Source organism: Rhodothermales bacterium (genome assembly GCA_017643395.1).
In the GTDB taxonomy this organism is placed as follows: domain Bacteria; phylum Bacteroidota; class Rhodothermia; order Rhodothermales; family UBA10348; genus JABDJZ01.
Genome location: JAEPNP010000003.1, coordinates 50027 through 75555, shown reverse-complemented (window position 1 = coordinate 75555; position 25529 = coordinate 50027). Strand labels below are relative to the sequence as shown.

At 64.9% G+C, this 25529-nt stretch carries 21 protein-coding genes; 11 read left to right on the top strand and 10 right to left on the bottom strand.

The genetic code is table 11. The annotated features are described in order from the left end of the window. Positions 1–205: 205 nt before the first annotated feature. From JJ896_10890 to JJ896_10865, 6 genes are all read left to right on the top strand, one after another. Positions 206–814 (top strand): sigma-70 family RNA polymerase sigma factor, encoded by a 609-nt coding sequence (locus JJ896_10890; protein MBO6780148.1) that lies wholly within the window; start codon positions 206–208, stop codon positions 812–814. Between the two features lie 29 nt (positions 815–843). Further along, on the top strand, positions 844–1128 hold the full coding sequence (locus tag JJ896_10885; GenBank protein MBO6780147.1) for a zf-HC2 domain-containing protein: 285 nt from the start codon (positions 844–846) through the stop codon (positions 1126–1128). 102 nt (positions 1129–1230) lie between these two features. After that, the gene (locus JJ896_10880; GenBank protein ID MBO6780146.1) at positions 1231–1971 is read left to right on the top strand and encodes a polyprenol monophosphomannose synthase; all 741 of its coding nucleotides are present in this window, start codon (positions 1231–1233) and stop codon (positions 1969–1971) included. A gap of 29 nt (positions 1972–2000) precedes the next feature. Then, the gene (locus JJ896_10875) at positions 2001–2822 is read left to right on the top strand and encodes a T9SS type A sorting domain-containing protein (GenBank protein ID MBO6780145.1); all 822 of its coding nucleotides are present in this window, start codon (positions 2001–2003) and stop codon (positions 2820–2822) included. Between the two features lie 481 nt (positions 2823–3303). Further along, on the top strand, positions 3304–4548 hold the full coding sequence (gene icd, locus JJ896_10870) for an NADP-dependent isocitrate dehydrogenase (GenBank protein ID MBO6780144.1): 1245 nt from the start codon (positions 3304–3306) through the stop codon (positions 4546–4548). Positions 4549–4617: 69 nt separating this feature from the next. Continuing rightward, positions 4618–6093: a hypothetical protein gene (locus JJ896_10865; GenBank protein ID MBO6780143.1), complete on the top strand. Its 1476-nt coding sequence runs from the start codon at positions 4618–4620 to the stop codon at positions 6091–6093. Between the two features lies 1 nt (position 6094). Here the strand turns inward: JJ896_10865 and JJ896_10860 are convergent, their stop codons facing one another. Genes JJ896_10860 through JJ896_10850 form a run of 3 tightly spaced genes read right to left on the bottom strand, consistent with a single transcriptional unit; the run spans position 6095 to position 10487 of the window. Further along, a complete protein-coding gene (locus JJ896_10860) occupies positions 6095–9049 on the bottom strand; it encodes a VCBS repeat-containing protein (GenBank protein ID MBO6780142.1) in 2955 nt (984 codons plus the stop codon). Next, a complete protein-coding gene (locus tag JJ896_10855; protein MBO6780141.1) occupies positions 9046–10194 on the bottom strand; it encodes a DUF3524 domain-containing protein in 1149 nt (382 codons plus the stop codon). Before JJ896_10855 ends, JJ896_10860 begins: the two co-directional genes overlap by 4 nt. A gap of 5 nt (positions 10195–10199) precedes the next feature. Next, on the bottom strand, positions 10200–10487 hold the full coding sequence (locus tag JJ896_10850) for a hypothetical protein (protein MBO6780140.1): 288 nt from the start codon (positions 10485–10487) through the stop codon (positions 10200–10202). Between the two features lie 135 nt (positions 10488–10622). Here JJ896_10850 and JJ896_10845 point away from each other — a divergent pair, with 135 nt between their 5' ends. Continuing rightward, entirely contained in the window at positions 10623–11270 is a 648-nt protein-coding gene (locus JJ896_10845) for a ComF family protein (GenBank protein MBO6780139.1), read from the top strand. A gap of 718 nt (positions 11271–11988) precedes the next feature. Here the strand turns inward: JJ896_10845 and JJ896_10840 are convergent. Further along, positions 11989–12612: an ABC transporter ATP-binding protein gene (locus tag JJ896_10840; GenBank protein MBO6780138.1), complete on the bottom strand. Its 624-nt coding sequence runs from the start codon at positions 12610–12612 to the stop codon at positions 11989–11991. A gap of 93 nt (positions 12613–12705) precedes the next feature. Between JJ896_10840 and JJ896_10835 the strand changes: the two genes are divergently transcribed. Together JJ896_10835 and JJ896_10830 are read left to right on the top strand one after the other, a co-directional pair. Continuing rightward, positions 12706–13119: a DUF4399 domain-containing protein gene (locus tag JJ896_10835; GenBank protein MBO6780137.1), complete on the top strand. Its 414-nt coding sequence runs from the start codon at positions 12706–12708 to the stop codon at positions 13117–13119. 151 nt (positions 13120–13270) lie between these two features. Continuing rightward, entirely contained in the window at positions 13271–15838 is a 2568-nt protein-coding gene (locus tag JJ896_10830; GenBank protein MBO6780136.1) for a hypothetical protein, read from the top strand. A 15-nt stretch (positions 15839–15853) separates the two neighbouring features. Here JJ896_10830 and JJ896_10825 read toward each other — a convergent pair whose 3' ends face one another. Genes JJ896_10825 through JJ896_10815 form a run of 3 tightly spaced genes read right to left on the bottom strand, consistent with a single transcriptional unit; the run spans position 15854 to position 19469 of the window. Next, entirely contained in the window at positions 15854–17206 is a 1353-nt protein-coding gene (locus tag JJ896_10825) for a tryptophan 7-halogenase (protein ID MBO6780135.1), read from the bottom strand. Between the two features lie 2 nt (positions 17207–17208). Further along, entirely contained in the window at positions 17209–18147 is a 939-nt protein-coding gene (locus tag JJ896_10820) for a hypothetical protein (GenBank protein ID MBO6780134.1), read from the bottom strand. After that, complete coding sequence (locus JJ896_10815; GenBank protein MBO6780133.1) at positions 18144–19469, bottom strand: hypothetical protein; 1326 nt, start codon at positions 19467–19469, stop codon at positions 18144–18146. Before JJ896_10815 ends, JJ896_10820 begins: the two co-directional genes overlap by 4 nt. A gap of 97 nt (positions 19470–19566) precedes the next feature. Between JJ896_10815 and JJ896_10810 the strand changes: the two genes are divergently transcribed. Both JJ896_10810 and JJ896_10805 read left to right on the top strand, forming a co-directional pair. Continuing rightward, positions 19567–21060 (top strand): beta-N-acetylhexosaminidase, encoded by a 1494-nt coding sequence (locus JJ896_10810; protein MBO6780132.1) that lies wholly within the window; start codon positions 19567–19569, stop codon positions 21058–21060. A 49-nt stretch (positions 21061–21109) separates the two neighbouring features. Next, positions 21110–22207 (top strand): cobalamin-dependent protein, encoded by a 1098-nt coding sequence (locus JJ896_10805; GenBank protein ID MBO6780131.1) that lies wholly within the window; start codon positions 21110–21112, stop codon positions 22205–22207. Between the two features lie 18 nt (positions 22208–22225). Here the strand turns inward: JJ896_10805 and JJ896_10800 are convergent, their stop codons facing one another. From JJ896_10800 to JJ896_10790, 3 genes are read right to left on the bottom strand one after another with little or no spacing between them, the layout of a single operon-like run. Then, entirely contained in the window at positions 22226–23149 is a 924-nt protein-coding gene (locus JJ896_10800) for a TIM barrel protein (GenBank protein MBO6780130.1), read from the bottom strand. Further along, positions 23146–24060 carry an FAD:protein FMN transferase gene (locus tag JJ896_10795; GenBank protein ID MBO6780129.1) on the bottom strand — a complete coding sequence of 305 codons (915 nt, stop codon included), beginning with the start codon at positions 24058–24060 and terminating at the stop codon, positions 23146–23148. Before JJ896_10795 ends, JJ896_10800 begins: the two co-directional genes overlap by 4 nt. Next, complete coding sequence (locus JJ896_10790) at positions 24057–25394, bottom strand: Gfo/Idh/MocA family oxidoreductase (protein MBO6780128.1); 1338 nt, start codon at positions 25392–25394, stop codon at positions 24057–24059. Before JJ896_10790 ends, JJ896_10795 begins: the two co-directional genes overlap by 4 nt. Positions 25395–25529 lie beyond the last annotated feature (135 nt).

Here is a 25529-nt window from a genome sequence, read left to right as displayed (position 1 = left end):
TGGTGGGTTGCCTGTCCGTTCCCGGGCTCAGGGATGCATCGGACAGCACGGAATTATAGGCCTTCAAGGCGACATTTCCGGGGTGTTTACCGGTTCTTAACTGCCGCCCGGCGCGCGTGATCGCCGGAAGCGCTTCCTGCCCGCCGGCAGGCTTCGTGGGTTGGGCGAAGGCCGTATACTCGTGACGAACCCCCTGACTCGACCTGTGTCCCGACACGACAAAGCCGCGCCTCCTCCCGGCTCTCCGCTGGATGTCGAAGCCCTTCTTTCGGGCGATGAGGCCGCGTTCGAATTGCTGGTGCGACAGGAGTCACCGCGGCTGTTTCGCGTGATCAATCGGGTGGTGAATGACGAAGACGAGGCGGCCAGCCTGATGCAGGAGACGTTTCTGCAGGCGTATCAGCGGCTGCACACGTTTCGTCGGGAGTCGAAGTTCACCACCTGGCTGTACGCCATCGGCATCAACCTGGCGCGGGCCTCGCTGCGCAAGACACGAAGGTTGTCGCCCCTGGACGAGGACGCGGTCGAACGCATGCAGCCGGAATTCAACGGGGGCATGTATAGAGACCCCGTCGAAACCTGGAACCCGCAGCGCCTTGCCGAGCTGTCACAGCGGCGTGAACTGGTGCACCAGGCCATCGCCCAATTGCCGGACGACTACCGGACTGTGATTACGCTGCGGGACATCGAGGAGATCAAGACCGAAGAGGTCGCGCGTATCCTCGACATTTCGAACGGGGCGGTTCGGGTGCGCCTGCATCGCGCGCGACAGGCTTTGCGCAAACTTCTGGATCGACACCTTCGGGATCAGTAACCGGCCGGGCGCTAGAGGCACTAACGGGTATGAACAAGCTGCTTCAGAGGATTTTCGGACCGATCATGCACCGCATGATGGGACCGCCCAGTTGCCAGGAGCTGAATACATTCCTGACCGACTATCTGGAGGGTGAACTGCCGGAAGACACGGCGACGAAGTACCGCAAGCATCTGGAGAAATGCCCGCCCTGCGGGGCGTACTTCGATCAGTACCAGCAGACGATCGATCTGGCGCGGGAGTGTCGGGATGCGGAGTTGCCGCCGGATCTGGTGGAGCATACGCTGGAGTTCTTGCGGGCGAATCGGGGTTGAGGGTTTGGGGCGTGTGAGTCCCGGGGCGCGCGAGGGCGTCCCTACGGTCGGCACCTGTCTTGCCGCTCGGCGTAGGACGCGGCCAAAACCCCTCGACTGCCCGTGACCGCTGACGCTGTCGTCATCATCCCTACCTACAACGAAGCGAAGAACATCGCTTCGGCGCTGACCCAGGTGCTGGATCTGCCGGGCATCGACATCCTGGTAGTGGACGACTCCTCGACGGACGGTACGGCGGAGATTGTGGCTTCTGTGCGCAGTCGGGCCCCCGAGCGGATTCATGTGCTGTCGCGGCCGGGCAAGCAAGGCCTCGGCACAGCCTATTTGGCCGGCTTCGAGTTCGCGCTGGAGAAGGGCTACACCTATGTGTGCGAGATGGACGCCGACCTCTCCCACCAGCCTGCGGACCTGCCGTCCCTGATCGCGCCAATCCGGGCCGGAAACGCGGATCTGGTGGTCGGCTCGCGTTACGTGCAGGGTGTGAGGGTGATCAACTGGCCCCTCTCCCGCCTCATTCTCTCCTACGGCGCGGGCATCTACACGCGTATGATCACCCGGCTGCCCGTCGCAGACGTAACGGCCGGCTTCAAGTGCTATCACCGCAAGGTGCTGGAGGCCATCCCCTTCGACAAAGTGCGCTCGAACGGCTACTCCTTCCAGATCGAGATGAAGTACTGGGCCTGGAAACTCGGATTCCGGCTGAAGGAAGTGCCGATCATCTTCATCGAGCGCACCGAAGGGGATTCGAAGATGAGCCGGGCGATTGTGGTGGAGGCGATGTGGAAGGTCTGGGAACTGCGCCTGCGCTCCCTGACCGGGCGGATGAAGGCGCTGCCGCAGTGAGGCGGGCTCTGATTTTGGCAGCGGCGTTCGTGGCGACCTTCCAACCGGCCAATGGGCAGTCGGCGGTCGAAGAGGCGTTGCGTTTCTATCCGCTCGAGTTGGGAGCCGTCTGGCAATACTCGGGCGGACTACAGGGCATGCCGCCTACGCTGTCGACCTACGAGGTGATCGGTGACTCTGCCCTCAGCAATGGGCAAACGTATCGCGTCATAAGACACGACTGGCGGAGCCAGGCTGGGCGCGGAAGCGGGATCGTTTTTGAGCGAGTCGACTCCGTTCAGGCCCTCGTCTGGCGGTACTCGCCTTCGGAACAGACGGAAAGCGTGCGGTTTGCGCTCGCGCCAGTGTGGGGGGATTCCACGCGCGGCTCCCATGTCTGCCAGGTCGATCGTGAGTGGAACGGACGCAGGGCCCAAATCTGCAGACTCTCCGGCAACCCGCGCGTTGACGACGACTGGTATCTCTCTGAGGAGGTCGGGCTCTACCGCCACTGGTTCGCAGACGCCGGCGTGGTGGTTCAGGACCTGGTCTACTTCCGGAGCAGCCAGCTGGGGTGGGGTACACCAGTCTCCGTGGAGACGGCGGAAATCCCTCGGGACCTGGCCGTATCCCTGTTTCCGAATCCAACCACCGGCCACGTCACAGTTAACGTGCGGTTACCAGGCGCCGAAACGTGGTCGGTTCGGGTACTAGACCTCTTGGGGCGCCTCGTCTGGTCTGGCAGCCCGACAAGTGGACTGCCTGCGGACGATCACCTGACCCTGGAATTGGACCTCCCGTCCGGCGTCTACCTGGTCCGGGCGGTTTCCTCATCGGGTGCGCACACCCGGCCCCTCGTGATTCGCCGATAGGCGTGTGCGGCCCGGCGGGCGCCGTGGGCGGCAGGCCAACGAAAGGTCCCGCCCAATAGTTGGACCTGAGGCAGCGCTAGGCTGTTTTCGGCCTAAAAAGTTCCATTGGGGGGGCTTTCTCAACCTTAGGAGGCCGTTTTCGGCCTTAGAGGTTCCATTCGGGGGGCTTTCTCAACTTTAGCAGGCCGTTTTCGGCCTAAAAGGTTCCATTCGGGGGGCTTTGTGAACTTTAGCAGGCTGTTTCCGGCCTGGCGAGCGCGATTTGGCGCAATCCGCCAGATTCGGAGGCCGCGCCGCAATGAGCTGCCCCGGGGCGCTTGCCAATCCGCGGCCCCCGGCCCCACCGCCCACGCCCCACGGCTCCACGGCCCACGCCCCCACAGCCCAGCGCCTCCGGAACCGCTCCGATTTCACCCTTCCGCCACGTTTTGGCTGAAACGATGCGCCTAATTTGCGCGCAGCAATCACACGTCTCCAAGCGATGTACAAGGACCTGACTCCCCCCTCCGACGGAAACAAGATTACCATGGGCGATGGCGGCCTGCAGGTCCCGGACCGCCCCGTCATTCCGTTCATCGAGGGAGACGGCATCGGCCCCGACATCTGGGCAGCGGCCCAGCATGTCCTGGACAGCGCGGTGCAGAAGGCCTACGGGTCCGACCGTGAGATCGTATGGTTTGAGGTGTTCGCCGGCCAGAAGGCCATGGACAACTACGGCGAATGGCTGCCGCAGGACACGCTCACGGCCGTCGAGGACTACCTGGTCGCCATCAAGGGCCCGCTGACCACCCCGGTCGGCGGAGGCATCCGCTCCCTGAACGTGGCCCTGCGCCAGAAGCTCGACCTCTTCGCTTGCGTGCGGCCTGTACGCTGGTTCGAGGGTGTGCCCTCTCCAGTAAAGGCACCGCAGGACGTCAACATGATCATCTTCCGGGAGAACTCGGAGGACATCTACGCTGGCATCGAATTCCAGGACGGCTCCGAGGACACCGAGAAGTTCAAGGCGCTCTTGAAAGAAGCCTTCCCGGATCGCTTCGGCAAGATCCGCTTCCCGGAAACCAGCGGCATCGGCATCAAGCCGGTCTCCAAGGAGGGCACGGGGCGCATCGTGCGTGCCGCCATCCGGCATGCCATGGAGACAGGCGCCGACAGCGTCACGCTGGTCCACAAGGGCAACATCATGAAGTTCACCGAGGGCGGATTCCGCGACTGGGGCTACCAGTTGGCTCAGGAGGCATTCGGCGCGACCGTGATTGGCGATGGCCCCTGGTGCCAGATCCCGGACGGCCCCGTGGTGAAGGACGTGATCGCAGACGCCTTCCTGCAGCAGATTCTGACCCGGCCGCGCGAGTACGGCGTGATCGCCACCATGAACCTGAACGGCGATTACATCTCGGATGCGCTGGCGGCACAGGTGGGCGGCATCGGCATCGCGCCAGGTGCCAACATCAACTACGACACGGGCCTTGCCATCTTCGAAGCCACGCACGGTACGGCGCCGAAATACGCAGGCCAGGACAAGGTGAACCCGAGTTCGGTCATTCTCTCCGGCGAGATGATGCTGCGCTTCATGGGCTGGAATGAGGCCGCGAATCTCATCGTGGCGGCCATGGAGAAGACCATCTCCCAGAAGCGGGTTACATACGACTTCCACCGCCTGATGGAGGGCGCCACGCTGCTGAAGTGCTCCGAGTTCGGCAACGCGCTGGTCGAGAACATGGGATAAACCCGTTCGGTCACCCACCGAAGACCGTGGTCGGGTTATTTCTGCGAGCCGACAGCCGATCCCTTCGGTATGTCGGCTCGCCCTTTTCTGGTTCTCGCCCTGTTGCCGTTCCTGTCGGGAACGTGTGAGGCCCCTGGTCACTCGGACCGGGCGGGCTCGCCTGCCACGCGCGCGGCGCTCTTCGACCTGGTCTCGGCGTGGACCCTCATTCGGGAAGCGCGATCGCCGGCCAAGGAAGCCGCGCTGGCCGTCAATGTCGAGCATGACATGGGCCGTCTCCGCGACACGGTCATCGGTGCACAGACCGAAGAGGACCTCTTCTACGCCCTGTCGCGCGTGAGCAACGTGCGGCGGGATGGGCATCTGCAGGTCCGTCCCGTTCCCGGAGGCCTTAGGCCGGCCGTTCCTCCGGGCGCTCCCGATGCGAACCCGCGCTTTGCTCCTCTGGAGATCCACCCCGACTTCAGCAACTGGCCGAATCCCGCATTCTTTGTCGCCAGTGCGCACGACAGTCTTGGCATCAAACCCGGCACCTCTGTGCTGTCGGTGTTCGACGACTCGGTCGGCGCCTACGTGAACCGGGTCACACCGTTCATCGCCCACAGCACGCGCGAGAATCTTATGTGGCGCATCGCGGAGTTGATGACGCTGCAATCCAGCACCATCCCTCCTCAACTACAGGCTGCCGAACTGCACTTGAACCTGGCGGGACACTCCGTTCAGGTCCCCTACAGCCTGGCAGAGCAGCCCCTGCGCCGCGAGGACCCTGCCCGACACTACCCCGGAGCGCTGACCGAACTCTCCCGAGCCAGCTTTGACCTCATGACCAGGGACTCGCTGGTCATCCTGAAATGGCGGGGCTTCGGCGACAAGTTTCCGGAGGATCTGCAGTACCTGATGGAGTTTGCGGGCGATGAGGACCTGCTTGACCACACGGTCGTGCTGGACGTGACCGAGAGCACCGGCGGACGCGGGTCGGTGGAACTGCTGCGACGACTCACCGGTCGCGAGTTCATCGCCACATGGTCCACCCTGCGCGTGTCGGATGTGCGTCCTCGCCACCTGAGTGCGGAGCTGAGCGAGTGGCTGGAAGTGTCCTACGGCGGCGCATCGATCGGCGAAATCGTGGGACCGGTGCCCTTCAAGCTGCGACACGCCGGAGCGGACAGTCTGCTCACAGTGACCCCGTCACCCGAGCGGTTCCGCGGCGGACTGGTGGTCATTTCCGGAAGCCGCGCAGGCTCCCAGGTGGACCAGCTGGTCGCCATGGTGGCGGACAACGGCCTCGGCCGTGTCGTAGGCATGCCGACCGGGGGCTTCAGCAACTCGTGGGAGTGGCATGAGACCCTGCTCTGGCCGGGTACCTCGGACCCCGTGGTGGAATACGGCTGGTCCATCGGACACACACTTCGGCCGGACGGATCCATCCTCGAGGGCAACCCGGCGCAGCCCGACGTCTACCTGGCGTACACGGCACAAAACCATAAGACGTACCTGCAGCAGGCGTTGGAGCTTGCGCTGCAACCCCTGCCTGAGCAGGACTAGCCTATCGCACGATCAGCCCGGGCGGAATGCTCTCCGGCACCACCAGGTTGATGAAAAAGATCAGCGCTGCGGCACCGTTCTGGTCCTCTCCGACCACCATCAGGTCCACGTCACCGTCGCCATTGTAGTCTCCGGCTGCGATCTCCGAGAACAGAAGGCCCGACAGGCGGAATTCCTCCGCAAAGCGCAGGTTGTTCTCGTTGCGATACACCAGGGCAAAGCGTTCACCGAATGGATTCTCAGCCCCGGACAACAGGATGTCGAGATCGCCGTCCAGGTCATAGTCCAGCCATCGTGAAGACCCGAACGCTATCTGACCGAGATCGCGTTCGGCGCCGATGCTGGTCATGGTCCCGCCATCATTGCGATACACAAGCGTACGGCCACGGTACAGGTCAGGCGACAGCTCGCCACCGTTTATCACCAGGTCGGGATCCCCATCGCCGTCGTAGTCGCCCCAGTCCATGGATCCGAAGAGCAGCCCCGGGAGACCCAGATCAATCTCCGTGAAGGCACCGCCGTCATTACGATAGGCCCAGACGCCTACCTCACCATCGTCAGTCTGGCCGGAGACCACCGCATCCGGGTCGCCGTCCGAGTCGAGGTCCACCCAGGCCACATCGGCCATGCGAACACCCGTGAAGGCATCCGTCGCGATCTCGAACCCGTTGGGGAAGTTGTTGCGCACGACGGCCGCAATGGAGGACCACGGCGCCCCGAGACTGGTCGCGCCGGCCAGCAGGAGATCCGGGTCACCGTCGCCGTCAAAGTCGGCCCAGTCGCCATCGCCCAACTGCACATCCGGAAAGTCTCCGGAAATGAAGCGGTTCTGTGTGACGATGTCTGCCGCGTTGTCGTAGATCTCGGAAACCAGTTCCTGGTTGCCGTCGACGTCCTGGAAGAATCCGGCCAGGAAGAGGTCCAGATCCCCGTCCACGTCATAGTCCACCCAGGAAACGTGGCTCTCGCTGACATCCCGGAGGATGGCGTCGATGCGCTTGAGGAATTTGAACGGCTGGTCTACGTCGCCGACAGCAAACAAGCTGTCGACCGACTCATAGATCAGCGTTTCGCCCACCTGGCCAGTACGACCCGAAATCGCGAGGTCCAGATCGCCGTCCGCGTCATAGTCCGCAAGCGCCAGCTGCCCGGAGAGGAGTGGGCGGACCGGCATGTTGAGCTTCAGCGGGGCGGCCACCGACGTACCTCCGAACTCCAGGGATCGGCGCTCGGTCGCCGTGCGCACCGCAAAGGGCGTCTCGGCGGTCACCGTCCAGAAGTAGGTCTGCTGCTGGAACAGAAACGAGGGGTCCACGGAGTGGGCCGTGCCCGTCAGCCCGGTGATGAGGGTGTCCACGCCCGGGCCGGCAATGGACAGGTTATACGTGACCGATTGGCCGGAGGGCTCGACCAACGGATCCCATGAGAACTGGATATCGCCTTCGGAGAGCTCGATCCGCCGCTCATCTGCCGGCGCGCGGAGCGCGAACGTGCCCGGGGAAAAGCCCATCGAGCCACCCTCTGCCAGGACTACCTCACGACCGCCAGGAACCGAGTAGTAGCGGTCGGTGCGCCCCGAAGTCCATCGCACGATCACCGAATCCGGCGCCGCCGCAGCGCCGAGCCCGAAATGCACCACCAGCCCGTCATGCTGGCTGGCGTGCGCAGTTCCTGCAGCGACCTGTCCGGCCTGAGCCGAGCCATCGGTCCACGTGGTGACCAATGCGCCAATGCCCTGGTTCGGGAGTCCATCGGCAGTAAATCCGCGCAGCCGTACTCGCACCCAGTTGTTGGAGCCCCCGTCGTTGTGAAACAGGCGGTCCCCATCGCCGGAAGCGAGATACACGTCCACCCAGCCGTCCCCGTTCAGGTCGCCGACGACCGGCACGCTATTCAGCGAGGGCGCGCCGACCGGCAAGCCGACCGTGGCGTCCACAAACGTTCCCTCCACATTGCGCAAGAGGTGTACAGAAGGACCTGAAAGGTCCCCGGCATCGCGGTTGGTCACCAATAGATCCACCCAACCGTCGTTGTCGAAGTCGGCGGCGGCAAGGCCCCAGGCCTGGTCTGCTGTGCCGCCGGCAACGCCGGCCGAAAGCACGGAACTGAACTGCCCGTTGCCATCGTTCCGGTACAAGACGTCACTCGCCGTGCTCAGCTCGCCCGGAGGCTCGGCCATGGCATTGGCTGCGAACACGTCCAGATCGCCGTCACGATCGTAGTCCAGAAATACCGCGCCGACGGCCAGACGGCCGTTCGTGGCAGGGATTACATCGCCCGCCACCTGGAAGGTCCCAAACCCCTGGTTGCGCAGGAAGCGGTCCAGCGAGTTGTCTTCGTCGCAGGCGCTTTGGTAGAGATCCTGGTCTCCGTCGCCATCCCAGTCGGCGGCGGAGAGGCCACAGCCTGATGAGAAGAACGCCCAGGTGCGCTGCTGAAACGGAGCTGCCAGATTGTTGAGCATCACCCGAGTCGATCGCTCGCCGGTGAATGCCAGATCCGGCTCGCCGTCATTGTCGGCAGACATCCAGACCGCTCCCCGATAGGCCCCGATCTCATCGAGGCCCTTGAATCGGTCCGTGCGCGCGAAGAACCATCGACCGAGGTTGCGATAGAGGCTGGGGGACCCGGCCGCGTTGATCAGTAGCAGATCCGTGTGGCCGTCCAGGTTGTAGTCGGCCCAGATGCCGCCTTCGGTGCGTATGGCGAGGTCGCTGATGCCGGATGGGCCCACCAGGTTCTCAAAGCGCCCCCAGGGACGCTGCGTCTGCAGCAGCCCTTCCCGGTAGACGTCCATCAGCCCGTCTCCGTTGTAGTCGACGATCGAGCCGCCTTGCACCGTGCGTGCCACAAGGCTCACCCGTGTGTCCAGCAGAAACGTCTGTTCCGTAAAGCTCTGACCAAGCGCCGACCAGACCGGCAGCAGCAGCGCCACGAGCGCCAGGAGCCGCGTCAAGCGACGGCCTCCTGCACCACGGACCCGAACAGTTCGTCGTAGCGCTTCACGTGTCGACTCCACTCCAGGTGCTCCGGCACCCGGCGCAGTGTCGATACGGGCAGGGGTCGCTCCTCGCCTTTCAGGATGCGACTCATGATGGCAAACAGCTCCTCTTCGTCGTTGTAAAGCACCGGTGCGTGAAGCAGCGGACTGTGAAGCGACTCCGGAATCAGCTCCGGATAGGACAGTTTGTTCGGAAGCAGGGGATGGCATCCGCAATAAATGGCCTCCATGATGGAGATGCCGAAGAACTCATGGATGGCTGTCGACACCACGAGATCGGCACGGTGGAGAAGTTTACTGTATTCGTCGAAGTCCTCCGCGTAGCCATAGTGGAGGATGCGCTCGGCATAGCGCTCAAAGGCCCGCTCGAACTCCACGGGTTGCTCGTTGAACCGTTCTCCGGCAAGGATCAGCCGGAATGTGTGACCGGCGTCATCCAGCCGGTTCATGAGACGGAAGAACGCCTCGGGATTCTTGTCGTGCTCCCAGCGCTGGTTCCACAGCACAATTGGCGGCCGCATGCCGGGGCCCCAGGGGTGCGCGGAGTAGGCGCTTTGGTATTGATCGTGACCCTCGAGATCCATCCCGAGGTGCAGCACGCTGCACTTTTCCCGGATCTGCTGCACCGTGTGCAGATGCGTGTAGTCGGGAAACATGCGCAGCAGCACCGGCAGGGCCTCCATGAACTCGTCGTAGTGATACTGCGAGTTGAAGACGATGCGGTCCGCGGCCAGGCAGGACAGGTAGTTGATATACCCGTAGGTATGGTCGCGGTCCTGGCCCTCCGGCAGCGGATACGTCAGCTGGTTCTCGTGCATGTAAAGCAGCACGGGCACCTCGCCGAATCGCGCCCGCGCCAGCGCCATGAACGCGGGCACGTTCACCATGCTGGACGCAAAAATGAGGTCGGGCTTCTCGGCGCCATCGTACAGAAGCCCCGCTTTCCGAGCCATGGTGACTGCGCCTCCATGCATGCGCCACTTCCAGAAACGCGCCGCCATGGTGACGGTCTGGAACTCATGGCTGGAGTGCCGGACCAGGTGATCCAGAAAGTTCTTGTGTGAGCCGCCGTACCACGGCTCCAGCGCAAGGATCTTCACAGTAGCTAGAGCTCCTCGGGGTCGGGGACGTCTTCTTCAGGTGCAGCCACTTCCGGGCCATCACCCGCCAGGTAGCGTTGCAGTGCCTCCTCCTCCTCGTCGGAGGACGGTCGGACAATGGAAATGGCCCGCACCTGCAGGTTGGCCCGCAAGGTGGTGTCGCGGACCTCCTCGGCGGAAATCAGGAGTTTCTGACCCGGAGAAAGTGACACTTTCCGGGTTGCCATCTCTATTGCTACGGGCTTGGTGGAACTGTTCTTGATCCACATGCCCTTGCGTTTGCGCGTCGCCATAGAATTTCAGTGCGCTCGGTTCGGAAGTATACGGGGTTTTTGAGGGCCGCCGCCGGACGGGATGGGGTGCGTTCGGCAATGAGTCGGCATTTCAACGATTCTCCGAAGGCGCTCCTCTCGCGGGCGGCCCGTGATTTGAACGCACTGCTGTTCCCGGACCGCTGCCTCGGGTGCGGGGAGCGGCCCGATCTCACCCCGTGGCTCTGCAGTGGCTGTCGGCTGTCCCTGCCGGTTGCGGACCCTTTGGCCGTGGCCGGGCGGGCCGACCTCTTCGAGCCCGGCCTCGTCGGGGTGCAGGCGGCCTGGTACACCGAACCGGATTCGCCGGTGCGCCGTCTCGTTCACGGGGTCAAGTATCGGTTCAATCCGGATCTGGCCTCGTGGCTGGGTGAAGAGAGCGTTCGCGAAACGATCCGCCCGGCGGCCGATCTGATCGTTCCCCTTCCGCTTCACCGAGTGCGCCTGAGGGAGCGGGGGTTCAATCAGGCCGCGCTGATTGGCACAGGGGTGTCCCGGGCCCTGGCCCTGCCCATGCGCGATGTACTCACCCGCACTCGTCCCTCGGGCTCGCAGACTCGGAAGTCGGCTGCTGGGCGGCGCGACCTGGAGGCCGGGACATTTCGGGCCCGTGAGTCGGTTGAGGGTTGCCGGGTCTTGCTGGTCGATGATGTGCTCACGACCGGATCTACGCTTCGAACGGCCGCCGCGGCCCTGGTGGCCGCCGGGGCGTGTGAGGTTCGAGGACTGGTGGTGGCGGCGTCCAGGCGGCCGGGGTGTCCGTGAGTGGGGTCGGGGCGCGGCCGGGAGGGCGGCCGGGGTGCCCTGGGCGATCACATGCGGCCGTCTGGGGCTGCACCCTACGTGGAATTCGGCCCCGATATTCCATCTTTGGGGGCTGCCGGAAACGGCCCTAACGTGGAATCATGCCTCGATATTCGACTTGGGGACCGCCGGAAACGGCCTTTTTGTGGAATCAGGCCCCGAGATCCTACTAGTGGGGCGTGAGGTGTGAGCCCCGGGAGTCAGGGAGCGTGCCGGGGCGCCGCTTGGGGAGCGCGGGAGCGCGGCCGGGAGCCCGGGAGTCCCGCCGCGTCGCCTGGGCGATCACATGCGGCCGTCTGGGGCCGCACCGAACGTGGAATTCGGCTCCGATATTCCATCTTGGGGGGCCGCCGGAAGCGCCCCTAACGTGGAATCATGCCTCGATATTCGACCTGTGGGCCGCCGAAAACGGCCTTTTTGTGGAATCCGGCTCGGAGATCCTACTTGTGGGGGCACTGGGGCATGAGCCAGGCCGAGGCGCTGGGGCCGGAGCCCGCCGAGGCGCCATAGCCGGAGCCCGCCGAGGCGCCATAGCCGGAGCCCGCCGAGGCGCCATAGCCGGAGCCCGCCGAGGCGCCATAGCCGGAGCCCGCCGAGGCGCCATAGCCGGAGCCCGCCGAGGCGCCGGCGCCGAACCCCTCCGGAGCCAGATCCCGCCCGGGGGGCACCAACCGCCCCACTACCCCACAGTCACCCGGGACCCGCACAGATCCGCCTCGGCCGCATCGTTCGTGGCCACCAGCACCACGCGTCCGGCGTCCAGCGATTCCCGAATCAGACGCCTCACCACACCACGCCCCGCATCGTCCAGGTTGGAGCCCGGCTCATCCAGCAGCAATACCTCGGGATCATGCAGCACGGCAGCGGCCAGCCGGGCCCGCTGACGCATGCCCGACGAGTAGGAGCGGAGCAGATCGTCCTCCCGCCCCGCCAGCCCGACCATCTCCAGTCCCCGGGCGATGCGCTCTTCAGCCCCCTCCAGCTCGCGGGCCCTCGCGATGAACCGCAGATTCTCCGCCGCACTGAAGTGGTCGTACAGGTTCACGTACGGCGCTGCGAGCCCGCAACGGAACGGGCGGTCCGAGGGGTTCACGGAGGCCCCACCGACGGACAGGGTGACCTCTCCCCGGGTCGGCCGCAAGACGCCCGCAAGAATCCGGACCAAGGTCGATTTGCCGGAGCCGTTGTGACCGGTGATTGCCAGTGCCTGACCGCCCGCGACGGAGAGACTGATGTCCCGAAAGACAATGCGGGCTCCAAAGCGTTTTGCCAGCCCGGTCGCGGAGAGTTCGACCTGTTTCACGACCGAAAGCTACTACCATTCCTCGCACAATGCCTGTTGAAACAACCATTACGGAATGCGAGATTCCGTCAGCCCACCCAACAATGACGCATCATGGCCCGGTACCTCCCTCTCCTGCTGCTTGTGGCGGCATGCACCTCTGATCAACCCCAGGCCGAGCCGGAAGCCGCCGAGCCTTCAGCCCGAGTGTTCTTTGCTTCCCCTGCCGATGGCGCCGAGCTCGAATCACCCATTTCTGTGGAAATGGCGGCTGAGGGCATCGACGTGGTGCCGGCCGGAACGTTTACGGAGAACTCAGGCCACTTCCACATTTTGGTGAACGAGCCATTCCTCGCGCCGGGCTCCGTCATTCCTGCGGACTCCACGCACATTCATTACGGAGACGGCTCCTCGTCCACTACGCTCGACCTGCCTCCGGGTGAGCATGTGCTGCGCCTGCAGCTCGCTGACGGTGCGCACATTGCGCTGGAAGGCATGGAAGACGAGATCACGATCACCGTCCGCTGAATCCGGGCCGGAGCGGCGGACCTCGCGACCGCGGTGCGTCCCCCCGTTCGCGGGAATCCGCAACCGGCCGGTCCGCCCATCGAAACCGGTGACGTGCTCGGGAACGCGCGGGACGCACGTCGGTGCGATCTTTCGCTTTCGCCCCGTCGCCATGCGCCCGTTTCTAGCCCTCCCACTCCTCGTTACGCTCGCCGCCTGCGGGCACCCCGAGCCGCCACCGGAGAGGGTGCCGGACGAGCGGGCCTGGTTGCAGCGCACATTTCCTCACTTTGAGGCGGACCCGCTTGCGTATCAGGACGCCCTGGCCGCCAAGCGGGCCATGCCGGCCGCATCCAAACATGCGGCCGAGGCCGTCTGGGAGTTCGCGGGTCCCGGCAACGTAGGAGGCCGCATCTCCGACCTGGAAATCCACCCAGAGAACCCCAACCGGCTGTTCGCCGGCGCGGCAACCGGCGGCGTGTTCAGGTCGGACGATCTCGGGGCGAGCTGGACTCCGATCCTTGACGACCAGCCATTCCTGAGCATCGGCGACATCGCAATCGCTCCCAGCGACCCGGCGATCATGTATGTCGGCACGGGTGAAGCCAACGGCGGACACAACAATTACGCCGGTGGTGGCCTTTTTCGGTCCACCGACGGCGGCGAAAGCTGGTCGTATACAGGCCTTGCCGAAACGGTGAGCATCGGAAGGGTGATCGTGCACCCCGAGGACTTCAACCGGGTCTGGGTGGCCGGAACAGGTAGTTACTTTTCTCCGGACGAACACCGGGGAGTCTATCTGACCGAGGACGGCGGTGCCACGTGGAGCAAGCCGCTGTTCGTCAACGATTCCACCGGAGTCGTGGACCTCGTGATGCGCCCGGACAATCCTGATGTGCTGTTCGCTACCAGCTGGCAACGCGTTCGCCGGGTCACAGGCTCCTACCTCTACGGGCGATCCAGCGGTGTCTGGCGCTCGACGGACGGCGGCCTCAACTGGGAACCGCTCGGCCCGGACCGAGGCCTTCCCGATCCCGACGATCACATCGACGACAACGACCGGGTGCGCATCGGCCGCATCGGCCTGACCATCTCCCCCTCCTTCCCCGACGTGATGTACGCGTACTACACGAGCGGAAGCGGCTACCTGGGGCTGTACGTCTCGACGGACGGAGGCGACTCCTGGTCGGTGGCAGACAACGGGAATATCCTGGACAACCTGGGGCCAAGCGATTACAGATTCTCGTGGTTTTTCGGCCAGGTCCGCGTCGATCCAGAGGATCCCGCTCGGGTCTGGGTGCTGGATGCTTCCATCTTCCGATCTGAAGACGGGGGCGTGACCTGGACGCGCCGATCGGGCACCCACGTGGACCATCATGCCATGACCTTCCACCCGGTCAATCCGAACGCGGTCTTTGAAGGGAACGATGGGGGCGTCGCCATTTCCATCGACCGGGGTGGCTCCTGGGAGCGACTGAGCCCACTGCCAATTACGCAGTTCTACGAGATTGCCTTCGACCCGGTACGCCCCGAACGGCTGTTCGGCGGCACCCAGGACAACGGCACGGTCTGGACCCGCACCGGAGCCACGAATGACTGGCGCCAGGCCTTCGGAGGCGACGGATTCTACGTGCTTCCCATTCCTGACGACGCGACCCGCATCTACGCGGAGTCACAGAACGGAAACATGGTCCGTGTAGACGGTCTGTTCGGCAACAACCCGTTCCCGTTTCCCATCGCCGTGGGCACAGGCATTCCTTCCGAAGAGAGGCGCAACTTCGGCACGCCGCTCGCCATGGATCCGTTCGACTCCGAGATCCTGTACTACGGCACGTACCGGATCTGGCGCACCGAGGACGCGGTCTCGACAGACTGGCAGGCCGTGAGCCCCGACCTGACCAACGGCACGGAGGTGGCCAAGCTCGGCACGGTGACGACGATTGCCGTCTCACCGCTCGACAGCCGGGTCATTTGGGCAGGCACCGACGACGGTAACGTCTGGGTGACCTGGGACTACGGCACAAACTGGAATCGTGTGTCCGAGGGCCTGCCTTATCGCTGGGTCACGCGGGTGTATCCGGCTCCGGACGATGTGGCCACCGCGTATGTGACGTACTCCGGCCTCAAGTGGCGCGATCCCACGCCTCACGTCTTCCGGACCCGCAACCTCGGCACGGATTGGGAGGACATTTCAGTCGGCCTGCCCGACGCCCCCGTGAATGCGATCGCTGTGGATCCGGTTTTCACCGACCGCGTCTTCGTGGGCACCGATATCGGCATGTTCTACAGCGCGGACGATGGGCGCTCCTGGAGCCCGCTCGACGGCGATCTGCCGGCCGTCACCATCACGGATCTCAAGGCGGACGGCCCCGGGCGTCGCCTGATTGCGGGTACGCATGGAAGGGGCATGTACACCCTGGATCTCACCCAACTCGGCGACCCGGTGGCCACGGAGTCCCTGCCCGAGGTGCCGCGTTTCATGGCCGAGCCGGCCTTCCCGAATCCTTTCTCGAACGCGACGCGCATCGACGTGACGGGCCGGGCTTCCGGGGCGGTGGTCTACGACATGCTTGGTCGCGTGGTGGCGCTTCCAGAGGTGCTGCCTACAGCATCGGGCGCCATTGTGCGATGGGATGGTGGGCTGCGCTCCGGCGAATCGGCTCCGTCGGGGACCTATGTGATCGCGGTGACCGGGCCGGACGGGCGCCGGTCCACGACTTCTGTGACACGGGTCCGTTAGCCCGGGGAGACGGAATCACCAACCACGCGGCGCCGTGTGGGCATACCGGTGCGCGAACTTCGGGTCCATCAGCCCGATGGCATTCCAGGGCGCAATCGCCTCGCGCACCCAATCGGCAAAGCCGGCTGTTGTGGCCCGGTCCGGCGCCTGTTTGACGACCGAGCGAAGCGCCGAGTCGTCGGCGCCGAGAAACCCGGGGGTGGAGTTTCCACGGGCGATGCGGTCCTGCTCATACCGGATGCTTGCCGCGAAGTAGAGCATGGTGGCCGCCACAAAATCAGCCGGCCGGCCCAGCGTCGCGTAGCAAGCCGCCGTGAGATGATCCAGGTGATCCAGTTCGCCCAGGATGTGCGCGCCAAGCGCGGTGAAATCGCTGTCGCCCCCGGCGAGCACGGCAGCAGCGCGCTCCACGGCCGACAGACCGTGTGCGATACCCGTCGAATGCAGCGGATCCACGAACCCGGCCGACGCCGGCAGCAGCAACCAGTCTGGTCCTCCCGCGCACACTACCCGACGCTGAAGCCGCGGCGTCGAAGCCCACGGCCGCGTTTCGGAGGCGGCCTCCACCTGCTGAGCCAGAGAAGGCGCTCCACTCAGGAAGTGCGAAAGGTCCGGAGGTGATGGCCCCACGATTCCGACGCTTGTGACGCCGGAATCGAAGCCAAGCTGCCACATCCAACCCCCCGTTGTGACGTGGTGCTGCGCTGACTCATGGGCCGGAAACGGATCGTCGTCCAGGTCCATGAACTCGCCCCACGGAGGCAGACCACGCATGTGCGAAAACGCCGCGTACGTCCTGATGCGCATGTCGGGACCGCGCCCGGCATCCAGGAAGCGCGCGGCAAACTCAGCCGACCCGGTAGCGTCGACGAGTACCCGCGCCTGGACCAGGCGCCCGCAAGAGAGCCGCGCCTTCCAACGTTTCGCTCGATGCAGGCCAACGATTTCCGTCTCCTGCCACGCCTCGACACCCATCGCCCGGGCCTCTTCAAACAGTCTGGCATCTACCTCTGAGCGGAGCCAGTGCGTGTCGCAGTGGAAATCGTCCGCAGACGCCGCTACCCGCAGCTCCGGGTGCGCTGAACCGTGGAACCAGTACGCGAAACCCCGCTTGCGCCCGACGTCGACCTCCGGAAGCTGCTCCTTCCAGGTGCCGTAGCGCGACATCGCCGTGAACAGCGGGATGCCGTACCGGCGGCCCATCGCGGCCAGGGCCATGTTGCCGGCCGGGGTGGTGGACTCACCGACGGCAAACCTCGGGTGCCTGCCGCGGTCGATCAACACCACATCCAGGCCCAGTCGCGCCGCAACCATGGCCATGGCCGATCCCGCGAATCCGCCTCCGACGATCAGCAGGTCAGCGCGCACCGTCAACAGGCATCACACAGGACCGGCGTCGGCACGCGCTGATCCCGGTTCATTCGAGCGATGCGCGCCTGCCGATTCTGCGCACATCGGGCACACCCTTCCAGGCGATCAACGTCCCATAGATCTCCGAACACGCGCACGCCCGGAGGCGTCTGCGCAAGGGTCTGCTCGACGGCCGACTCGAGCGCCTTCACCGTCGGCGGCGTGAAGTGCCCGTTGCGCTGCAACTGGTCCATGATGCCGTTGCCGGCCCGCGTCGGGATGAGCGTGACGACCTGGGCACCTGCCTGCCAGGCCACACGTGCACTCTCCACCGCCCAGTGGATGCCCTCGTCCTCATTCATGAACGGGGGCCGCACGAGCACGAAGGTGCGAACGTCGACGCCGCCCCGTCGCAGACGCCTGGCGGCGTGCTCAAAGTCGGCGACTGTCATGCGCTTGTTCAGGCGCTCCAGCACCCCGGGATGGGCCGTCTCGAGGCCCAGCGCGACCTCCAGCCTGCCGTGGATGCGAGCGGCGAACTCGAACACCGCGTCTCCGCACAGAGCCGGGTGGTTCTCCACGATGACGCGGCGGGTCCGTCCGAGCACCTGTGCCACCTCCGGCAGATCCTCCGGAGGAAAGGCCTTGCGGTCGAAGAAGCTGCCGGCGTTGTACAGCTTGATGTGGTCGAATCCGGGGGCCTGGCCCATCGCCCATTCAATCTGCCGAACCACCTGACCCGGTGCGGGCGTGTGCGTCAGGGTGTGCGTCCAGAGGTCGCACATCAAGCATCGGAAGGGACATTCGCGATTGGTGAGGAAGACCGTCAGAACCTGCGCGCGGGTGCCGTCAGCGAGCGTTTCAGACTCGCTGTGCACGGCATACGGCCGCTCCGGGTCCAGCTTGGCCCGCGGGCCCCTGGCCGCGAGAATGGCCGCGTCGTCCAGGACCAGGCTCAAGCGAACAGCGTGTCGAACACGCGCCGGTAGGCGAGCTCCGAATCCGGAAAAGCCTGGTCGAACTCCCCGTCGTCGACCACGCCCCGCTGGAAACGGCGCTTCTCAAAAACCGGCATCTTCTCGCCGGTCAGCGCCTCAATGCCGGCCGCGACGACCTGCCCCTTGAGCGCGTAGAGCGCCTCGTGATCCCAGTCCGTGAGTTCGATGAACGGGATGCCCTCGGCGACCTCGATCACCTCGGGTATCGCAAATGGACTGAATCCCTTGAATCCGAGCGCGCGTGCGGGCGCATAGGACCGCACGTGACCCCGGCTCTGCCCACCTGAATAGGTCAGCGAGTGCTTGATGGCATGCACCCCCCAACCCTCCTGGTATAGCATCTGGTTGTTCAGCACGCTGCGAATGGTCAGCTCCGGATTCTCTTCGATGGGGTAGTCCTTCAGGTTCTCGTCGCCGCCGTCGCCATCAGCCAGCCAGACCCAGTCGGGATAGCGGTTCCGAATTTCCCGGCAGAGCGCCAGGGCCGCAGTAGCACTTTGCACATCGAGCGGCTTGTAATCCTCGGTAACCCGCACGGCAGCGCGGTAGTCGAAGTCCTCCATCGCGACATCGACGACCTCCAGATACATGGTGTGTCCGAGGGCCTGCATGAACGCGTGTGCCTGCTCGGCATCCTGACCGCCTCCCACGCGCAGGGTAAATGCCTTCAATCGCTGCGGCGCCTGGCCGCGCGCCAGCAGCAGGTGACGCAAGGTGAGAAACACCGCGCCGCTGTCGATGCCACCGGAAAACAGCACCCCGATGGGCGCCTTCTCCGAAATGGTGTCCAGCCAGGCGTCACATACGCGGGCCAGTGCGCCGATGTATTGACGCCCGATTTCGTCGATGTCTGGAGCCCATTGTTCGCGGGGCGGATCAAAGAACCGGTGGTACTCCGGGTTCGGATCGGGGCACCCAATCAGCTCCAGCTCCAGCATGAAATGGGCGGGCACCATGCGGGTGTACGACGGATGGAACTGGTCCTCAAGGCCCTCCAGCGCAAGCTGGTGACGAATCTCGTCCATGCGCTCGGCTACGATCAGGCAGGGCCCCTCGGCGCGCTTGGCCAGGAAGTACCGCATGGGCCGGCCGATGGACCGCGCCAGGCGCACCGTCTTGCCCGAACGCTGCAGCAGAGCGAACTGCCCGCTGACGGCACCCAGGGCCTCGGCATCGCCCGCCTCCATGGCGGACAGGGCCTGGGCCTCATCGCCCGAAAGAAAAATATTGGCGGAAGGGTCGAGCAGGTTGACCACCCGCTCCGTGTAGTCGGAGTGCTGCATATACCCGGGGTTTGGGCGCCGAAGATACGTACCTTCGGAGGTGCCCTGGCCGCCGATTCGACGACTTGCCCCCCTTCTCCTGCTGGCCGCGTCCTGCATGCCCGCTCCATCGGACCGTCTGCCGCTGATTCCGTACCCGGCATCCGTGGAATGGACCGGCCGGGGATTCAGTTGGCCTGATAACCCATCGGTTTCGGGCGATGGGCTCGCGCCGGCCCAGGACGTGGCGGATCTGTTGCAGGCACGTCTCGTGCCCGACGGTTCGGGCACTCTGTCCCTGGAATCGGCCCCGGGACTGGCGTCGGAGTCCTTTCAGCTTCGCGTCGGGCGGGAAGGCGTGTTCTTGAGAGCGTCCGACCCCGCCGGATTCCGCCACGGAGCGCTGGCGCTTGCGCGCATGGTTCGCGAGGATGCCCGCCTGCCGGGTGTGCTGATCGATGATCGCCCTCGATTCTCCTATCGCGGGATGCACCTCGACGTCAGCCGACACTTCTTTGAGCCTGACGTCGTGAAGCGGTTTCTGGACCTCATGGCGCGATATCGCATGAACCGGTTTCACTGGCACCTGACGGATGACCAGGGCTGGCGCATTGAGATTAAGGCCTACCCGCTGCTGACCGAGATCGGGAGCAGGCGGGCCGAGACCATCCTGGAAAAGAACTTCAACCCGTTTGTGGGAGACGGCATTCCCCACGGTGGCTTCTACACGCAGGAAGAGGTTCGGGACATCGTCGAGTACGCCGGCGGGCTGGGGATCGAGGTCATCCCCGAAATCGAGATGCCCGGACATGCCCGGGCGGCGCTGGCCGCCTACCCGGAGCTTGGATGCACCGGCGGACCCTACGAGGTTTCCACGGTCTGGGGGGTGCACGAGGACGTGTTCTGCCCGCACCCGGAAACCTTCCGGTTCATCGAGACGGTGCTGGGCGAGGTGGCCGGACTGTTTCCGTCCCGGTTCATTCACGTAGGCGGCGATGAGGTGCCCAAGGCACAATGGGCCTCCAACCCGGTGGCCCAGGAGATCATGGAGCAAGAGGGGCTGGCGGATGAGGTGGCGCTCCAGAGCTGGTTCATGAAGCGGGTCCAGGAGATCGTGGCCGGACTTGGACGGCGCATGATCGGCTGGGACGAGATTCGCGAGGGCGGCCTGGCACCCGGTGCCGTGGTCATGTCCTGGCGGGGCACGGTGGGCGGCATCGAGGCGGCCCGGCAGGGACACGACGTGATCATGACCCCGGTCAGTCACACCTATTTCGACCTGTACCAGGGCGACCCGGGGTCAGAGCCCATCGCCGCGGACTGGCCCGGTCACGGACTCGACCTGGAGACGGTCTATAGCTTCGAGCCAGTGCCTGAGGAACTGACGAGCGCCGAAGCGGGGCGCATTCTGGGCGGGCAGGGCAACGTCTGGACGGAGTACATCAGTTCACCCGAGAAACTGGAGTACATGATCCTGCCGCGCATGCTGGCCATGTCCGAGGTGCTCTGGACTCCGGCTCAGCAGCGAGCCTGGCCGGACTTCGAACGCAGGGTCAGCTCCGAGGTGCGCATGCTGCAGCACGAAGGCTACAACGTGCGTCCGCTGGACTGAGATTGGATCACGTAGCCGGCCGGGTTATGTTGACTCAGCCTCATTCGCCGTGACTCTTCAGGAAGCACTCCCCAGACGCGTGCGGCTGACACGCATCGACCTTGCAGACGTCGAGCAGACCGTCGTCAGGGCCGCCGGTATTCTCATGCAGCGCTTTCCGGAGGAGCTGAGCTCCGATGCGCCGCTGCGAGGCGCATTGCCCGAACACGGAGCACGGCACCTGGAGCATTTCGACCTGGCGATAGAGGCGCAGGACGATACCGCGTTTGTCGAGTATGCTCGGTGGGTGGGCCGGGTACTGGTCGCCAGGGGGCTGTCACACCGCTGCCTGCGCGCCCACTTCCAGGTGCTGGCCGACCTGGTAGAGGAGTCCGAGACACCGGCCCAGGTGGCGGCAGAGACTCGCAGGCTGGCAGGACTCCCCGAGACGGACCTGTTCAAACCGGACCTTCCAAAGACGTGGCTTTCGCAGTCCGAGGAGATGCAGGAGCGAAGCAAGCTGCTACTCGACAGGCTGGTTAGGGGCGACCACGCGGGAGCCGTCGATGTCGTGCGCAGGGCCCATGAGGCGGGTGCCGACATTCGAGAACTCTACCTCGGCCTGGTCCAGCCTGTGATGTACAGCGTAGGCAGATTGTGGCAGGATAACCAGATCACGTGGCAGGAGGAGCATACCGCCACGGCCATCCTGCCGGCCGTGTTCGCCTATTGTCGCCAGCACATGCAGCCGGAGGCTCCCGCCGCCAGGGGCACCGTAGTGCTGTCAGGTGTTGATCGCGAGTTGCACGACATCGGACTTTCTGTCCTGGCCGATGTGCTCAAGACCGACGGATGGCGCGTACGGAATCTTGGAGGCAATAACCCCCATGATGTCATCACCGGCACCATGGCATACGAAAGACCGGTGCTCGTGGGGCTCTCAGTGACACTGCCCATCAACATGCGGCCGGCCTCCGAAGTCATCGCCCGAATCCGGGCCGACTCCAAACTTGAAGGCTGTCCGGTCGTGGTGGGAGGCGGAGCTTTCGAGCAGTCACCCCATGCCTGGAGGCGCATCGGCGCAGACGCCCTCTGCCGCGGCCCCGAAGATTTGCTGAGGCTGCTGAAAGGCGACTCAGACGTTGTGGGGGGACCGGTCCCCGCTTAGCACGGGCGGTCCGGGTGGCTAGAACGCGTCAACCTCGCGGTAAGCTCGAATCAGGGCCTCCTCTCCCTCGACCCCGGGATTGGCGTTCCCGTGCTCCATGCCGATCACGCCGGCAAAACCCTTCTCGTGGATGTGACGGAAGACGTTGAGGTAGTTGATTTCCCCCGTCGTCGGCTCCTTGCGCCCCGGGTTGTCACCGACCTGGAAGTACGCAATCTCGTGCCAGGCGGCATCGATGTTCGGGATCAGGTTGCCCTCGGTGATCTGCTGGTGATACAGGTCATTCAGGATCTTGCACGAAGGGCTGTCAACAGCGCGGCACACGGCAAAAGCCTGTGCGATGTCCGTCAGGAACAGGCCCGGATGATCGCGCTTGTTCAGTGGCTCCAGCACCATCACGAGGCCGTGCGGTTCGAGGATGTCGCAGGCGCGGCGAAGTGATTCCACCACGTTCGCCATTTGATACCCGGCGTCCAGGCGCAGGTCGACGTGGCCGGGCACCACGGTCATCCAGGTGGCATTCACGCGTTTGGCCACTTCAACCGACTCGGTGATCTCCTGCAGGAACTGGTCTCGCCAATCCTGGCGGCCACTGGCCAGATTGGGCTGCCTCCAGAAAATGGTGTGAGCCACGAACACGCCCATCGTGATATCGTGCTCAGCCATCACCCGCGCCATGCCCTCCTGGAGCGTCAGGTCTCGGCCCTTCATGCCATTGTCTTCGAAGGCACGGAAGCCGCGTTCTGCCATGAATCGAAGCTGGTCGAGCGGATCCTGTCCGGCGCTTTGCCTGAACATGCCCAGGTGCGGCGCATAGGCAAGGTTGAAAGGGTCATCGCTGCTGAGCCTGGTCGGGGTCGCGGATACGACACTCGAACTCATGGGCGATGCGGCGGCGGCAGCGGCCAGCGCCCCGGTGGTCAGAAAGCTTCGGCGATTCATGGGTCGTGCCGGGTAATCGTGAGTTCGACGTTCAGGTGCGCTGCCAGAGACCGGGCTTCGGACGGCGGCATTACGGAAAAAGCGGTCGCGAGGGCATCGGCGGTTGTGGCGTCCCGGGCGCGCACTGTGACGCTGCGGTTCGGCGCCACCCCTTTGCCGGTGGCAGGGTCTACGATGTGCGCGTACATCCCGGATACCTGCTGCCATCGTCCCCCGGAGCTGGCGATGGCCGAATGGCACTCCACGCGAGCGACGCCATCCACGGAAACTGCCCAGCCGCCCGCACCAATGCGCAGGTCGCCGCCCGCGTCGATCAACGCCTCGGACAACCCGGCGCGCTCGAGCAACTCCAGCAGGCGGTCTGCGGCGTATCCCTTGGCGATTCCGCCGAAGTCCAGGCGCACGCCGTTTTTCAGCAGGAGCTCATCGCCCGTCTGCAGATGGACGAGATGCATGCCACTCTGTGCCGCGGCACGACTCAGGGCTTCTTCGTCCGGAGCCTGCTGCCGGCGCTCGGCCCGGCGCCAGAGTCGGGTGAGATGGCCCTGAGCCACATCGAAAGCACCACCCGTCTCGTGGTGCAGTTGGGTCGATCGCTCCAGGAGGTGCAGGACGTCAGGGCTCGGGGTGCCCCCGCCAGACTGCGCCAGACTGTTGACCTCGCTGGATGGCTGATAGTCGCTGAACGTCTGTTCGAGTTCGCGGCCCAGGTCCAGGGCCTGCTCCATGGCTGCCCGGATCTGTGAGGGATCCTGATCGGAGCGCACCACGACCCGAAACAGCGTGCCCATGAGGGCCCGCTGCGCTTCGTAGCGGGGGGCTTGCGATGGGCTGCAATCCGCCTCGCCGGCCGCAGCCCCAGGTACTGGCTGCGCCGCCAGCGCCAGAGTCAGGAATACCGGGAGGATCACGTGCGAGCACCCGGCACCGGCACCGGGTAGCGGCCGTCGGCATCCGGAAGCACCGGTGGGTCTGCGTCGAACGTGAAGCGCTCGGGCATGAGGCTGGTCTCGTCATTGAGCGCCTCCTCCCAGGTGATTTCGCGACCGGTGTAGGTCGCCATGCGGCCCATGATGGAGGTCAGGGTTGCATAGGCACCGTTCTCGCCGTCGTTGTACCGGTGCTCGCCGGCGGCGATGGCCGTGAACAATTCGTCGTGCTCCACCTGGTAGGGGTTGGGATCGCCCTTTGTGTCGTGACGGAACAGGTCGTGACCGGATGCGGACTGGATGAGGCCCGGTCTCGGAGCCGAGCCTGACGTGCCGTGGAAGCCCTCGGAGACCCGGTTCATGCAGCCCTCTATGTGACGACACTGACTGAGCACGCGGGCGCCACTCTCGTACTCGAACTCGACCATGTGGTGATCGAAGATCTGGCCGTGGTCCAGACCCCGTCTCACCTCCCGGCCACCCTGACCATTGGCGACCGTCGGGTAGCCCTGCATCACCCAGTTGCCAACATCCAGGTTGTGGATGTGCTGCTCGCAGATGTGGTCCCCGCAGAGCCAGTTGAAGTAGTACCAATTGCGCATCTGGTACTCCATTTCCGTGAGAGGCCGCCCGGCTGTCTCCTCCATGGAGGCGCGATCCCGCACCCAGACACCTGAGCTGTTCCAATACACGCGTCCGAGCACCATGGAGCCGATCATGCCGGCGTGCAGCCGATCCACCCACTCGCGATACACTGTCTGGTAGTGGCGCTGCAGACCTACCACCACATTGAGGCTTTTCGCCTTGGCCTCCGCGGCAGATTCAAGCACCTGCCGAACGCCCGGTGCGTCCGTCGCCACCGGTTTCTCCATGAACACGTGCTTGCCGGCCGCCACGGCCTCCGCAAAGTGAATCGGGCGGAATCCGGGTGGTGTTGCGAGGAGGACGACATCGACCAGCGGGATAACCTGGCGGTACCCGTCGAACCCAACGAAACGATGCTCCGGCGGCACCTGCACCCGGGAACGCACCTGCTCGCCCGTTGCGTCGTCAGGCTCACGCGTCAGGTTTTCCAGGCAGCTGTCCAGCTGGTCCTGGAACGCGTCTGCAACGGCGACCAACTGCACGTTCTGGCTGGTGGCGAGTGCCTGGTAGGCCGCGCCCGTGCCGCGTCCACCACACCCGACAAGGCCGACCCGGATGACATCGTCCGTGCCGTAGTAGGCCGAGGCGTTCGTTATGGAGGGCAGCGCGATGGCGCCGCCGACAACGGCCGTGGTGCGCTGCAGGAATTCGCGGCGGGAGAAGTCGGACATGGGGTCGGGAGATTTGGATGCGCCAGAGTACGATCAGGAGTCGGATGGCGGCAACGGGTGATGGGGGCGAACGCGGCGGCGGGGCGAACGCGGCGGCCGGGCGAACGCGGCGGGCGGAGCGCGGCGGCCGCGGGC